Source organism: Acinetobacter sp. YH12254, assembly GCF_013417415.1.
Classification (GTDB): Bacteria; Pseudomonadota; Gammaproteobacteria; order Pseudomonadales; family Moraxellaceae; genus Acinetobacter; species Acinetobacter pseudolwoffii.
Genome location: NZ_VPEB01000001.1, coordinates 276,521 through 290,897, shown reverse-complemented (window position 1 = coordinate 290,897; position 14,377 = coordinate 276,521). Strand labels below are relative to the sequence as shown.

Below are 14,377 nucleotides of genomic sequence, written 5' to 3'. Positions count from 1 at the left end.
CAATCAAGGCTGATAATAAATATCAGCATCGGTGCCTTCACCACCCGACTGACCATCTGCACCGAATGAATACAGATCAAAAGTACGACCATTTGTGCCCGGCATCACATATTGCAGATCATTATCCCAACTGTCTTTAGGATAGCCGCCCTTGACATAGCCGCCCGGCAACCAGTTTTTCGCAGTCGCTGGCTGATTCACCAGTGCATCCAGACCACCTTCCTGCATGCTTGGATATTTGCCATTGTCCAGCTTATATTGGTCCAGTGAACCAGCAATACTCTGTAACTTGATCACAGTGGTATCCACTTTGGCCTTTTCACCGCGTCCCATCACGTTCGGTACAATCAGTGCAGCAAGCACACCGAGAATCACAATCACCACCATCACTTCGATTAAGGTAAAGCCCGTCTGTTTATTTAATTGATTCCTTTTCATTCAATCTCTCTCATTCATTTGCATCATTCACAACATTCAATTTAATTTTAATACCACAGGAATTTTAACTTGATTCTGTTTAAATCATATTATTCATATTGACGATTGGCAGCATCACCGCAATCACAATGACCAAAACAATACTGGCCATTAGCACCAGCATTAAAGGTTCCAATAAGGCCAGTAAAGTCGAAATCAGCGTGGTGACTTCCCGATCCTGCATCTGTGATGCACGCTCCAGCATGCGATCCAGTTCGCCCGAGGCTTCGCCACTTTTGATCATTTGTACCATCATCGGCGGAAAATAACCACTGCGCTCCAGCTGGGTTGCCAGGTTGCCGCCTTCGGTGACTTTTTCCGCTGCCAGATTGACCGCATCACGAATCACCCAGTTATTACTGACTGCAGCGCCAATCCGTAGGGCATCGACCAGAGGCACGCCTGACTGGGTCAAAATGGATAAGGTACTGGCAAAACGTGCGGCATTAATCCCGCGTGATAATTTTCCAAATAAAGGCAGTTTCAGGGTTAAACGGTCGAAGGCATAATGCCCGGCTGTGGTTCTTAAGAATCGTATCAGCAGGGAGATGCCCAAGAAACCGCCAACCAAGAGAAATGGCCACGCAATACGAATAAAATCACTGGCTTTCATCAAGGCGACCGTAATCCACGGTAAGGCATCTTTGCTTTGATCAAAAGTCTTGACGATATCTGGCACCACATAAGTCATCAGCCCCATCACGATGGCAAAAGACATCAGCATCAGAATAATTGGATAGACCATCGCGCCTTGAATTTTTTTCTGCATGGCAAAACGGTTTTCGGTATAGTCAGCCAATTGATCCAGAATCAGATCCAGATGCCCGGAACGTTCACCGGCCGCAATGGTGGCAATATACAATTCTGGAAACCGCCCGGACTGTTGCAGACCCTGCGCCAGACTATGCCCCTCCAGAACCTTGGAACGCACCGACATCAGCAGATTTTGTACATGTACTTTTTCGCTTTGCTTGCCGACGGCGCGGATGGCTTCTTCCAGCGGAATCGCGGCGGCGACCAGGACAGATAATTGCCGGGTCATTAAGGCCAGATCATAAGCGGTAATGCTTTTTTCAAACCATTTCCGCCGATCATGTTTGTCTTTTTTCTCGACAGGATCAACAGAGACCGGAATAAGTGCTTTATCCCTTAACTGTTGCCGGATCTGACGTGCAGAATCCCCCTCCAGCACGCCTTTTTGCTGCTTTCCTGAAGCATCAAGCGCAATAAACTGATATGCAGGCATTGTAATGCTCTAATTTTCCAAAATTTTGCTTAACGCTGTTGCGTCAGACCACCGAAATCATTCATATTCTTTGATATAAATTATCTGCTCACTCTACCATAATCGAACTTTAAGCACGACGAAATTTCTTCAGGATATCCAGCACCAGACATGCAAAATTCTCATACCGATTCTAGTCCACTTTGTCGCGTACGCGTTGCTGTACCTGTGCATGTATTCGATTGTTTTGATTACAGTATGAATGCAGAACAATTTGAGCAGGCCCAGGTCGGCGCACGCGTATTGGTATCTTTTGGACGACAGAATCTGGTTGGGGTGATTATCGAAAAGCTCTCCGCAGATACTCCGGTCGACCCACGTTTTAAACTCAAGCCCGTCACTGAATTGCTGGATGAACGTGCCATCATAGACCCTAAAGTTTTAAGTTTGTTGACATGGTCGGCACAGTATTATCAGTTTCCGATGGGTGAAGTGGTGCACAGTGCCCTGCCAACGCTGTTACGCCAAGGTAAGCCTTATAACCTGCTGGCCCGCACCTGGAAACTTCTGAACCCTGATGCTGAAGCTAAAATACGCCGTTCGGAAAAGCAGCAGGAAGCCTACCGGATTTTAAAACTGCATCCGGTTGGCACCACTGAAAATGTATTGAATTTGGCCGGAATTGAAACTGCGACCTTAAAAGCACTGGAGAAAAAAGAGATTTGTATCTGTGTGCTGGAGCCACAAGATTTCAGTCCACAGCCGATGCAATTGGCGCAAATGCCGCTGACCGCTAATCCTGAACAGAAACATGCCATTGATCAGGTATTAAAGTATCGCAATCAATATCAGGCTTTTTTACTGGATGGTCTGACCGGCAGTGGTAAAACCGAAGTCTATCTACAAATCATGCAACAGGTGCTGAAACAGGGCAAGCAGGTTTTGGTGCTGGTGCCGGAAATTGGTCTGACCCCGCAAACGATTAGCCGTTTCCAGTCGCGTTTTCAGTGTCATATCGCGCTATTGCATTCAGGCCTAAATGATACAAAACGTCTGCAAGCCTGGCAGGCAGCAGAGACTGGCAAAGCTTCAATCATCCTCGGCACACGTTCCGCCATCTATACCCCCATACCGAATTTGGGTCTGATCATTCTGGATGAAGAACATGATTTGTCTTTTAAGCAGCAGGAAGGTTTCCGCTATCATGCCCGCGATGTGGCGCTGTACCGCGGCCATTTACAGCAATGTCCAGTGCTGCTGGGATCAGCGACACCAAGTATCGACAGTTATGCGCTGGTTGAACATGGCAAAATGCAGGTGCTGGAGCTGAATCAACGTGCCGGCACAGCCTTAATGCCGAAAATCCATATTCTGGATTTAAAGGTGGCACAGAAAAAGCATGGCATCAGTCTGCAACTGATTCAGGACATCAAAAAGCGTCTGGAGAAAAAAGAACAGGTACTGATCTTTTTAAACCGCCGTGGCTATGCCCCCGTCCTGCTTTGTGGCAGTTGTGGCTGGCAGGCACAATGTCCGCACTGCGATGCCAATTTTACTGTGCATCGCCAGCCTTATCAGCATCTGCATTGCCATCACTGTGGCACCATTCACCGAATGCCGGAGCACTGTCCGCAGTGTCAGCATCAGGAACTGGTCACACTGGGTATGGGCACTGGCAAGGTCGAAGAACATCTGAATGAACTTTTTCCAGATCATGAAGTGATTCGGGTCGATCGCGATTCCACCAGCCGGGTGGGTAGCTGGCAAAAAATCTATGACAAGATTCAAAAAAGTGAACCCGCGATTCTGCTCGGCACCCAGATGCTGGCCAAAGGGCATCATTTTCCTTATGTGACGCTGGTGGCGATTCTGGATATTGATTCCGGTCTGCTCAGTGTGGATTTCCGTGCCACCGAACGTACCGCACAACTGATCGTTCAGGTCGCAGGCCGGGCTGGACGTGGTGAACACAAAGGCGATGTCTATTTGCAGACGCTCAGACCGGATCATGCCCTGCTGAATACCTTGGTCAATGAAAATTATCGTGTGTTTGCCCAGCAGACCTTAAAGGAACGGCAAATTGCCCAGATGCCGCCTTATCGTTATGCCATCCTGATTCGCTGCGAATCCAAGGATCAGGCACAAAACACCGAATTCTTACAGAAACATGCGGCATTCCTCAGGCAATATCCTGATCTGGCGCTGGACATCTGGGGGCCCATTCCTGCGCCGATGGAACGTAAGGCTGGGCGCTATCAGTCGCATATGGTGCTTTTGTCAGCAGATCGTCCACGTTTGCATTACTATGTGCGCAGCTGGTGGCAGAATATGCTGCAGGACAAACCTTCCAGCATGAAGCTGACGCTGGACATTGACCCGCAAGAACTCAGCTAAGAGAATTGCATCTGAGTCCATGTCCGGGACATACGCATCAACGTCTGGATCAAGCATAAAATTTAGGACAGGAAAATGTCGATACTGTTACAAATAACACTGGTTTTGGTGGTCGCACTTTTAATAGTGCCACTGAGTAAAAGGCTCAGACTACCAAGCGTACTGGGCTATCTGTTAACAGGACTGATCTTAAGTCCCGGTATTTTGCATCTGATTCAGACTCCAGACCTGATGAACAGTTTCATGAACGTCAGCCTGTTGGCACTGCTGTTCTGGATCGGGCTGCAACTCAGACCACAACGCATCGCCCAGATCAGTCAATCTCTGTGGATGACGGCTGCTTTGCAGGTACTAATGAGCACCTTGATTTTTAGCCTGCTGGCCTGGATTTTTCTACAACAAAGCCTGCTGGCCAGTATTGTGATTGGACTTGCTGGCAGTCTATCAGCCATGACCTTGGTGATTCAACAACTCCACAATCAGGAACAGTTTGCCACCAGCTATGGTCAACAGACCTATTCAATCCTGCTGCTGCATGCCCTGCTGGCCATTCCTGTGATTGCCGCCATTCCTTTATTTAGCGGAATTCCCTCGACCGAACACGGAGTGGCTTATTTTGCCGCAATGATCACCACTTTTACCGGCTTGTTCCTGTGTAATCGCTATCTGATGCAGCCACTATATCGCTGGATTGCTAAAAGTGGCAGTCACGAACTGCACACGATTGTGGCGATTGCGGTAACTTTGGCACTGCTGCTCTTGATGAATACGCTTGGACTGAATCTGTTTCTTGGCGCTTTATTTGCCGGGATTTTACTGGCAGATTCAGATTTCCGGCCCGCGGTAGAAAGCACCATTCGGCCTTTTCAGGGCTTATTGATTGGCTTAGCTTTTATGAGTCTGGGTATGTCACTGCAACTGCCCGATCTGTTGAATTTCCTCTGGATCATTTTAGGTGGCACTTTCACTTTAATCTTGGTCAAATTTGCCATGACTTTGGCCTTGGCACGTTATCATCAAAATAGCTGGCGCAACAGTAGCTTGCTGGCAGCCAGCCTGGCACAAGGTGGCGAGTTTGCCTTGCTGGCGCTGGTGATTGCGGTATCCGACCAGATCATTGCAGCTAATCTGCTGTCTCCCTTGCTCTGGATGGTGAGTTTCTCATTATTACTTAGCCCGGCATTTTACTGGTTATTACACAGTCAGGTTTTACCGCGTCTGGATCAAAACAATCATCTGGCTGCGACCTTTGAAACCGATTCCAGTCCTCAAGCCAGCCCCCCTATTTTGCTGATTGGATTTGGCCGCTTTGGACAAATTATTGCCCGGATTTTACTGCAACAACAGCATGCATTTAGTGTCATGGACAGCAATGTGCCAGCCACTGAACTGCTTGCGCAGTATCAAATTCCTTTCTATCAGGCCGATGCGACAGAGCCAGAAACTTTGGCACATGCAGGAATTGCGATGGCCCAGCAAGTGATTATTGCCATTGATGATATTGAAGATTCGATGCTGATCGTGCGGTATATCCGGCTGAATTATCCTGAAACTTGTTTATGGGTACGCGCACGTGATCGTCATCATGTGCATCTGTTACAGGATTTAGGTGTAGAAAAAATCTGGCGTGAAAACTACTTTTCAGCACTGGAAATGAGTCAGGCTTTGTTAAGCCAGTTGAATACTGCTCCGGAAGAAAGTCAGCAACAGATTGAATACTTCCGCGCACATGATGAAAAATTACTCAACAGTCAATACCATCTAGATTCGGATCAACACGCAAGTTATGAACATCACCGCAGTAGCTTGGCAGAACTCGAACATCTGTTTGCGCAGGATCAACGCAACAAAGTTCAAAAAACAGATACACAGCCGCAACAGGATACAAACGGCGCAGGAATTGATGCGTTAAGAGATGATCTGTCATAACTTGTGTTTTACAATAATGACACCATTAAAGCAGGGTTATGGAGAATTTTATGTCTGATTTACGCCAACGCTTTTTTATTGAAGATAGCCCTGTTCGTGGTGAAGTGGTGCATCTTGAAGAAGCTTTACAAACCATTTTAGCGCAACGTGACTATGCACCTGCGGTCAAGATTCTGTTGGGTGAAATGCTCACTGCGACTGCACTGCTTGCCAGCACCTTGAAGATTAAAGGGCGTATCAGCCTGCAAATTCAGGCATCAGGCACATTTAAATGGGCAATGGCTGAATGCAACCACTTGGGTGAAGTTCGCGCTTTGGCGGACTATGAAGAAGATCCGCACTTTCTGGTGGGTGAAGATAGCAGCACCATCTTAAAGTCACTGGTTTCTCCAGTGCTGTTTATCAATATCGAACCAGAATTTGGTGAGCGTTATCAAGGTATTGTGCCGCTGGACAAAGAAAATCTGGCTGGCTGCCTCATGCAGTATTATGACCTGTCTGCACAGATTCCAACGCGCATTGTACTGGCAAGCGACCATCAGCGCGCCGGTGGTTTACTGATTCAGCTATTGCCACGGAATAGTGAAGAAGAACAGCGCCGTGTTGATGAAGATTTATGGCCGCGTCTGACCATGCTCACTGAAACCTTGAAAACTGAAGAACTAATCGGCCTGCAAGCCACTGACATTCTTTACCGTTTATATAATGAAGAAGAAGTGCGCTTGCCAGAAACTGAAGCCTTGAAATTTGGCTGCACCTGCTCTAAAGAGCGCTGTGCAGTGGCCTTACAACAGATTGGCGTAGAATCAATACGTGAAACACTGGAATTCCAGAATCCGATCAAAATGGATTGTCAGTTCTGTAATAGCCAATATACCTTTACAGCCGAAGAGGCCTTAGGTCTATGTGGTGAACATCTAAGCTAAACGGTGCTAAGCATGAGTTTAAAAAAGCATTCCTCAGGAGTGCTTTTTTATGTTTTAAAATTTACATGACGAAGCTCAACAGAGCATATTTACCTCCAGTAGAAAACCTGCCTATTCACTGAATCAGATCCTCAGATAAACCCCACCTCAAAATCCCATTTAAATTATAAGACTATTCACATTAACAAAGACCAAATAATCATCGTTTTAAAAAAATTATGAGAATACAATCACATTTTATAGTATTGATTTAATTATGCTTTTAAAATAAATTAGAGTAATAATTCTAAAATGAATACAGTATCAAATTTAACAGGTATGTTATGAAAAAATTATTGAACACTCTAGTGATGGGGATAAGTTTGGCTGCGGTTTCTAGCTTGGCCTTTGCCTATGAAGATCCGTTAGTGGGTAAATGGAAAACCATTGATGATCAATCAGGCTATTCTCGTGCGGATGTAGAAGTTCGTAAGAAAGCGGATGGTAGCTATGAAGGAATAATTGTCGCAACACGTAGCTTGCCTGGCGCAGAGAAAATGGGTATCTGTCATAAATGTCCAGGTCAGCTCAAAGATAAACCGTTTATAGGCCTGCCGTTTATCTGGGATTTTAAAGCAGATCCGAAAAAGCCACGTGAATACCATGACGGCAAAGTGCTTGATCCGATCAGTGGCAAAATTTACAAAGGCAAAGCACGCCTAAGTGCCAATGGCAAACGTCTAACCTTGCGTGGTTATGTCGGTGTCTCAGTAATTGGCCGCAGTGTAACCTGGATAAAACATTAATTTCAGAAAGATTTTCAAAGCCTCTGTATCAGGGGCTTTTTCTTTGTCATGTTTTGAAACAATAAGGTACAAATAAAAACTGTTTTGGCGCAGCTAAAGTCATAATAATGGATCGAAGACGGTTATTTTTTATCCATTTATGATGATCAATCTTCAGCCTTGTTTAATTCTGTCATCAGGTCTGCTTTGCTGTCCTCATAGGGCAGCGTATATTCAACACAGGAAAGTGTTTGAACACACTCGGTCAATAAAACATAAAACTATAAAAACAGCGTTCACTTTCACCTTCTCTTATTCGCGCGTTCCTGATGCATTGAATACCGGAACATACCGATTTTTTTCTCGTGATCATTTGAGTCATCACTCTGAGTCTGCATATCCGAAGAATAGAAAGCGTTTTACTTCAGTACCTTTTCATTCTCTCAATTTTGCACACTTGGCTGTTTAAGGAGTAGAGCCATGACTACAATTCAGTACCAAGAAAGCTTTTCACAGGACTATACCCCGTCAGAAATTATGGACGATCACTCATTTGACCTCATCCACTTCGCAGAAGCATGCGGACAAAGTCCGGAATGGGTCATGCAATTGATTGAACATGGAATTCTGCCCGATCGTTCTCCTGTCACGCCAGCCAGCACTTTCCTCGGTGAGGATATTTCGCGTGCACAACGCGCCTATCGCCTGCAACGCGATTTTGATGCGTCATTTACCGCAGTCGCGATGATGCTGGACCTCATCGATGAAGTGCAGGAGTTACGCCGCGAGGTCAAACATTTGCATTTTAAGTAAGTCCTTTGATGCTCTGTCTATCTGCATCTTTCGCTGCAGGTCAGGGCATATTTATTTTTAATTTGATGATTAGAGTATAAAAAGCGCTATGAAAACCAAAGATTGTAATAAAAAAATGAAATACATGTTTCCCGAATACCGCGACTTGATTGTGCAACTTCGCGAGGAAAATCCATACTTTGCCAAATTATTTGAGGAACATAATGAGCTGGACAGGAAAATTAGTCAGCTTGAACTCGACCCGGTCAATCATATCAACAATGATATTGAAGCGATCAAGCGTAAAAAGCTAAAATTGAAAGATGAAATTTATCGTCTGCTAAAAAGTTCTGAAGCCGATCCCCTGACCTAAGATCAACTGCTTAATACAGACTCAGATCGTGCGACAATCGTTGACAGCCTGTGGGCGATTCAAACATTTTGGCCAGATGTGCGGAGATTTTCCGAAGCATAAAAAAAGCCCTGAACAGCCAAAGTAAGCACTTTGATCAAGCTCAGGGCTTTTGATATTTCATTCCCATGAGCTAACTCATGGGAATATTCAGATGATTAAACTTGTTCGATGTCTTTCATGGTCAATTTGATACGGCCACGGTTGTCAACGTCTGCAACCTGTACCTTCACTTCTTGACCTTCTTTCAATACATCTGCAACGTTCGCAATGCGTTCGTTCGAGATTTGAGAGATATGAAGTAAACCATCAGTACCCGGAAGAATATTCACGAACGCACCGAATTCAACGATACGAATCACTTTACCCACGTAAATTGTACCTGGTTCGATCTCAGCAGTTAATGCTTGAATCTTCGCAACTGCAGCAGCTGCTGCCGCTTTAGTTTCACCGAATACGCGAACTGTACCGTTATCTTCGATATCGATTGCAGCTTTCGTTTCTTCAGTAATCGCACGAATCGTCGCGCCGCCTTTACCGATTACATCACGGATTTTGTCCGGGTTGATGTTGATCACTTGGAATGTTGGTGCATGCATCGAAATTTCAGGACGAGCGCGTGAAATTACTTGGTTCATCTCATTAAGAATGTGCATACGACCGGCATAAGCCTGGTTCAATGCAGACTCCATGATCTCTTCAGTAATCCCTTCGATCTTGATGTCCATTTGCAGTGCAGTAATACCGTTTGCAGAACCTGCGACTTTAAAGTCCATGTCGCCAAGATGATCTTCATCACCCAGGATGTCAGAAAGAACTGCGAAACGCTCGCCTTCTTTCACTAGACCCATTGCAATACCCGCAACTGGTGCTTTAAGTGGCACACCTGCATCCATAAGTGATAGAGAAGCACCACATACAGAAGCCATTGAAGATGAACCGTTCGATTCTGTGATGTCAGATACGATACGGATCACGTACGGGAAGCGGTCAGCTGCAGGAAGAACCGCTTGAACACCACGGCGCGCTAGACGACCGTGACCGATTTCACGACGCTTAGGACCAGATTCACGACCAGTTTCACCTACAGAGTATGCAGGGAAGTTGTAGTGAAGCATGAAGTTGTCAGTTTTAGTACCTGCAAGAGTATCAACCATCAACGCATCACGGGTATTACCCAAAGTTGTTGTAACCAATGCCTGAGTTTCACCACGTGTGAACAATGCAGAACCATGAGCACGACCTAATACGCCCACTTGTACATCGATTGCACGAACAGTTTTAGTATCACGACCATCAATACGTGGCTTACCAGACAAGATGTTGTCACGAACCGTGCGGTATTTAAGATCTTCGAAGAGTTCGTTTACTTCGTCAGCAATACCTGTTTCATCTTCTTCAGGAACGAACTGTGCCACTGCTTCTGCGTGAAGTGCATCAAGCGCCGCATAACGGTCTTGTTTCACAGCAATTGTGTAGGCTTCAGAGATTTTCGCTTCGAATGCATCTTTTAATTGACCAAGAAGCGCTTCATTTTTGCTTGGAGCAACCCAAGTTGACTCAACTGCGCCAGCTGCTGCAGCAAATTCTTTGATCGCTTGAATCGCGATTTGCATTTCGTCATGACCGAACAATACAGCGCCCAGCATTTGGTCTTCTGAAAGTTCTTTCGCTTCAGATTCAACCATCAATACTGCAGCTTCAGTACCTGCAACAACCAGATCAAGATCAGACTCTTTTAACTGTTCGTGGTTCGGGTTCAGGATGTATTCACCGTTGATCAAACCAACGCGAGCGCCGCCGATTGGACCACGGAAAGGCGTACCTGCAATCGACAATGCAGCAGAAGTACCCAGCATTGCAGCAATGTCAGCATCCATGGTTTTGTCAGATGAAATTACTGTTGCAGTCACTTGAATTTCGTTGAAGTAACCTTCTGGGAACAATGGACGAATTGGACGGTCGATCAGACGTGAAATTAAAGTTTCAGCTTCAGACTGACGGCCTTCACGCTTACCATAACCACCCGGGATACGGCCTGCAGCATATTGCTTTTCTTGGTAGTTAACAGTCAATGGGAAGAAGTCTTGACCGGCTTTTGCTTTAGGTTGCGCTACAACAGCAACAAGAACCTGTACGCCGCCCATGGTAATCACAACAGTGTTTGCTTGACGTGCAACGCGACCTGTTTCAAGAATCACGTTGTGTTGACCGAATTGGAATTCTTTACGAATAATATTAAACATCGACATGTTTTATTTTTTCCTAGTTCTTGTGAACAATTATTCTAGTGGAGACCCCTAAGGTTTGGCATTCACGACCATATAGACGAACAAATGACAAAGCTTAGAAGCCGACCTCACCAGATTAAATACTATTTTTAAACACAAAGAAGGAGCGAAACATTCGCCCCTTCCACTGGCCTAGCCAAAAGCTAAACCGACTTTAGTTTTCAGCAATAAAGCACAAAGCATGCAATAACCCGAAAATAAAGTTTAAATCGAATTAACGACGTAAACCTAAAGCACCGATCAATGCTACATAACGACCGTGGTCTTTACCATTTAGGTAGTCAAGCAGCTTACGACGTTGGTTAACCATACGGATTAGACCGCGACGGCTATGGTGGTCGTGTTTGTGCTCTTTGAAGTGACCTTGTAAGTCATTGATTTGAGCAGTCAAAAGAGCTACTTGAACTTCTGGTGAACCAGTGTCGTTTTCAGCGCGTGCGAATTTAGCAATGATCTCTGCGCGATCTGCGTTAGTTAAAGCCATTCGATTTCTCCGAGATGCTTATATATTTTGATAAAAATCAATGTAATGAGAATTCAAAACTTTGACTGCCGTGCATCACTACAGCAAGTTGCATATTTTAAGGGAAAATGCGCCAAATTGCAAAAATAGATCAGCACTTTTAAATGTTTTCAATCGGTGATTTATTTAAAGCGAAGCTGTTGTCCATTGATCCTGAGTTATTCAAGATCTGTACTGTTTTAAGCGAGATCATCTAGACCACTTAAATAGAGAAATCGACCTAAGCAATTAGAACGCTTTTTCTATTGTTTTAATGTACCGTCGTCTGTCTGAATAAAAAATAGATAAAAAAAAGCCCGAGTTTAGTCGGGCTTTTTGGCGCTGTAGTTCTTTCTCTTATCATTATTATTTATTGTGTTTTTTATAGCGTTTTACGCTTGTTATTATTTTCAAACATCCTGTTGAAAAATCACCTTCCTTGTGTGGTAGATTTTGCCATATTCTACAAAGACAAGTAGAGGCATTTAGCGTATCTTGCTGTAAGCTATTTCGTACAATAACTAGCCTAAAAGTTGCATAATATTACATTAATACCACTTTATTTAACCTAATTCGCTTAAATCCAGCCATTCCACAACAATATCCAACTTTAGAATTAAGGTAAATATCTAGTATTTTGAAATATAAATTAATTAAATATAAAAAAGCCTTGTAGTCTCTCCCAAAACTACAAGGCTTAGCGGCTGTAAGTTTCCTCTTTTTACTTACCTCACTGTAAGTTCGCTGTCTACTGACATTCTTTTTATAATTATACGATTATGCTCAACTTTCCGTGTTGAGTTATTTTGTAGAACCAATCTTCTCAAAAACTGAGCAAAAGCTCTATGCGTCAATTTCCTGAATCCTTGTAAGCTTTTACCTACAAGATTTGATTATTTTTGCCAATTAAATTACTGGATTGTTCAATGATTTTTTGGCTCAAACCACTTTTTCGGGTGGTTCTGACACAAAGTGCTTGTATAAAAGCATCACAATCCACCAATAAACTGACCACTTTTTTGGCTCGAGTAATCGCGGTATAAATCAACTCTTTGCTCAATAGATTTTTTGCATATTGATCCAGCACCACTGCCGTATGGGAAAATTCTGAACCTTGAGATTTGTGAATAGTCAGCGCAAAAGCGGTTTCAATACTTTTAGGTAAACGGGTCGCCAATACCCATTTTTCCAGACTTGGGAAATACACTTCAAACTGACGCTGACCAGACTGCTCACGTAAAAAACAAATGCCAATATCACCATTGGACAGACCCAACTGATAGTCGTTATAGCTCATCATGACAGGGCGTCCAACATACCAGTCGCCCTGTTTCAATTGGCCTTGCGCTGCTAAAAAGCGTTGCTCAATCTGCAGGTTGATCTTGAGCAGACCCAGATCACCAGAACGGATTGCGGTTAAAATCCGGTAATCATCAAAAGTTTTGACCACCTGTTGTACGTACTGCTCAAAATCAGCTGAGTTTCGTTCTGTTTTTATGGCCTGTACATAAGCCTGATAACCATACATCAGCTGATCATAATACTGATTCAAACTATGCGCGGTCTGTTCGGCGCCAGCGAGCAGGTATTGCAGCTGCAACTGGTCGATTTCAACCTGATTCAAATCGATCGCCTGTAACTCACTAGCCGGCACAATCTGCTGCTCAAATTTCTGCAAGACGTGAGAAGACTCATGATTCTGCTGGATAAACTCCGCCATTGCACCAATCCTGGCTCCAGTCGCAAAACGTCGCGTGGTGATTAAATTGACCCGGTTATCCTCCAGAGTCACCACTTGCTGTAAATCTGCCAGTACCGTTCCGACATCCACAGAGGCCAGCTGGTCTGCATCACCGAGTAAAATCAGCCGTGCATGAGGCGGTACGGCGGCTAGCAACATCTGGGATAGGTTTAAATCCAGCATCGAGGCTTCATCGACCACGATCACATCATAGGGCAAAGGCTGTTTGGCATGAAAGCGTGGCTGTCCGCGAGTACCTAGACCCAATAAGCGATGCAGGGTCACCGGTTGCAACTGTTTTAATGCTTCTAGCTCAAACTGTTGTAACGCTTCACTGTGCAAGGCTTTTTGCAGTGCTTCTTTCATGCGCTGTGCGGCCTTTCCGGTAGGTGCTGCCATGGCAATCCGGATATTTGGCAAGGCTTCATGCAGGACCGCAATCATATGCGCCAAGGTATAGGTTTTACCGGTACCCGGACCGCCGGTAATAATATTCAGCGCCTGCCGCGCAACCATTTCCAGTGCCAGTTTCTGCTGTGGATCTGACAATAAATTGCGATCACGTTCGGATAAATCAATAGCGGCCACCGGTTGGGCTTTAATCCGAGCAATATGTGAGGCTACCGCCTGTTCCAGTTGCCAGTAGCGGTACAGATATAAATGCTGATCTGCACAAATAAATGGTGCAATTCCTGCACTCTGTTGACGGCGGTCTAAAACCAGATTATGCAATAAGGCAACCTGCTGAGGATTAACTTCGATACAGCTATCTCCCGCTTGCATCGCTTCAAGCAGTTGCTCGATCAATAATTTTGCTGCCGGATCAAATGCAGCTGTACTGAATGGAAGCTGACACAGATAGTCAATCCAGGCCATTAAATCGGAATGTTGCTGTGACACGTGATTCTGCTCATTTTCCACACA

At 44.8% G+C, this 14,377-nt stretch carries 11 protein-coding genes; 6 read left to right on the top strand and 5 right to left on the bottom strand.

The window, feature by feature from the left end:
* Window positions 1-3 precede the first annotated feature (3 nt).
* Together gspG and gspF are read right to left on the bottom strand one after the other, a co-directional pair.
* Entirely contained in the window at window positions 4-438 is a 435-nt protein-coding gene (gene gspG / locus FTV29_RS01300; protein WP_005095357.1) for a type II secretion system major pseudopilin GspG, read from the bottom strand.
* A gap of 79 nt (window positions 439-517) precedes the next feature.
* Window positions 518-1,723: a type II secretion system inner membrane protein GspF gene (gene gspF / locus FTV29_RS01295; RefSeq protein WP_074383949.1), complete on the bottom strand. Its 1,206-nt coding sequence runs from the start codon at window positions 1,721-1,723 to the stop codon at window positions 518-520.
* Window positions 1,724-1,873: 150 nt separating this feature from the next.
* On the opposite strand from gspF, the gene FTV29_RS01290 reads away from it, so the two are divergent.
* From FTV29_RS01290 to FTV29_RS01265, 6 genes are all read left to right on the top strand, one after another.
* Complete coding sequence (locus FTV29_RS01290; RefSeq protein WP_180074973.1) at window positions 1,874-4,096, top strand: primosomal protein N'; 2,223 nt, start codon at window positions 1,874-1,876, stop codon at window positions 4,094-4,096.
* A gap of 75 nt (window positions 4,097-4,171) precedes the next feature.
* Window positions 4,172-6,025, top strand: a complete 1,854-nt coding sequence (locus tag FTV29_RS01285) for a cation:proton antiporter (protein WP_159138689.1) — start codon at window positions 4,172-4,174, stop codon at window positions 6,023-6,025.
* A 50-nt stretch (window positions 6,026-6,075) separates the two neighbouring features.
* On the top strand, window positions 6,076-6,951 hold the full coding sequence (locus FTV29_RS01280; protein ID WP_005095347.1) for an Hsp33 family molecular chaperone HslO: 876 nt from the start codon (window positions 6,076-6,078) through the stop codon (window positions 6,949-6,951).
* Window positions 6,952-7,274: 323 nt separating this feature from the next.
* Window positions 7,275-7,736, top strand: coding sequence for a DUF2147 domain-containing protein (locus tag FTV29_RS01275; protein WP_005095344.1), 462 nt, complete (start codon window positions 7,275-7,277; stop codon window positions 7,734-7,736).
* Between the two features lie 459 nt (window positions 7,737-8,195).
* Window positions 8,196-8,528: a chaperone modulator CbpM gene (locus tag FTV29_RS01270; protein ID WP_005095341.1), complete on the top strand. Its 333-nt coding sequence runs from the start codon at window positions 8,196-8,198 to the stop codon at window positions 8,526-8,528.
* Between the two features lie 88 nt (window positions 8,529-8,616).
* Entirely contained in the window at window positions 8,617-8,880 is a 264-nt protein-coding gene (locus FTV29_RS01265) for a YdcH family protein (RefSeq protein ID WP_005095339.1), read from the top strand.
* Window positions 8,881-9,077: 197 nt separating this feature from the next.
* Here FTV29_RS01265 and pnp read toward each other — a convergent pair whose 3' ends face one another.
* From pnp to recD, 3 genes are all read right to left on the bottom strand, one after another.
* A complete protein-coding gene (gene pnp, locus FTV29_RS01260) occupies window positions 9,078-11,165 on the bottom strand; it encodes a polyribonucleotide nucleotidyltransferase (protein WP_171063368.1) in 2,088 nt (695 codons plus the stop codon).
* 259 nt (window positions 11,166-11,424) lie between these two features.
* Window positions 11,425-11,694 carry a 30S ribosomal protein S15 gene (rpsO, locus tag FTV29_RS01255; RefSeq protein ID WP_004637724.1) on the bottom strand — a complete coding sequence of 90 codons (270 nt, stop codon included), beginning with the start codon at window positions 11,692-11,694 and terminating at the stop codon, window positions 11,425-11,427.
* Between the two features lie 898 nt (window positions 11,695-12,592).
* Entirely contained in the window at window positions 12,593-14,374 is a 1,782-nt protein-coding gene (gene recD, locus FTV29_RS01250; RefSeq protein WP_159138688.1) for an exodeoxyribonuclease V subunit alpha, read from the bottom strand.
* Window positions 14,375-14,377 lie beyond the last annotated feature (3 nt).

Excerpts from the sequence above, each read along its gene's own strand:
- gspG (WP_005095357.1), bottom strand. The coding sequence starts at position 438 with ATGAAAAGGAATCAATTAAATAAACAGACGGGCTTTACCTTAATCGAA.
- gspF (WP_074383949.1), bottom strand. The coding sequence starts at position 1,723 with ATGCCTGCATATCAGTTTATTGCGCTTGATGCTTCAGGAAAGCAGCAA.
- FTV29_RS01290 (WP_180074973.1), top strand. The coding sequence starts at position 1,874 with ATGCAAAATTCTCATACCGATTCTAGTCCACTTTGTCGCGTACGCGTT.
- FTV29_RS01285 (WP_159138689.1), top strand. The coding sequence starts at position 4,172 with ATGTCGATACTGTTACAAATAACACTGGTTTTGGTGGTCGCACTTTTA.
- FTV29_RS01280 (WP_005095347.1), top strand. The coding sequence starts at position 6,076 with ATGTCTGATTTACGCCAACGCTTTTTTATTGAAGATAGCCCTGTTCGT.
- FTV29_RS01275 (WP_005095344.1), top strand. The coding sequence starts at position 7,275 with ATGAAAAAATTATTGAACACTCTAGTGATGGGGATAAGTTTGGCTGCG.
- FTV29_RS01270 (WP_005095341.1), top strand. The coding sequence starts at position 8,196 with ATGACTACAATTCAGTACCAAGAAAGCTTTTCACAGGACTATACCCCG.
- FTV29_RS01265 (WP_005095339.1), top strand. The coding sequence starts at position 8,617 with ATGAAAACCAAAGATTGTAATAAAAAAATGAAATACATGTTTCCCGAA.
- pnp (WP_171063368.1), bottom strand. The coding sequence starts at position 11,165 with ATGTTTAATATTATTCGTAAAGAATTCCAATTCGGTCAACACAACGTG.
- rpsO (WP_004637724.1), bottom strand. The coding sequence starts at position 11,694 with ATGGCTTTAACTAACGCAGATCGCGCAGAGATCATTGCTAAATTCGCA.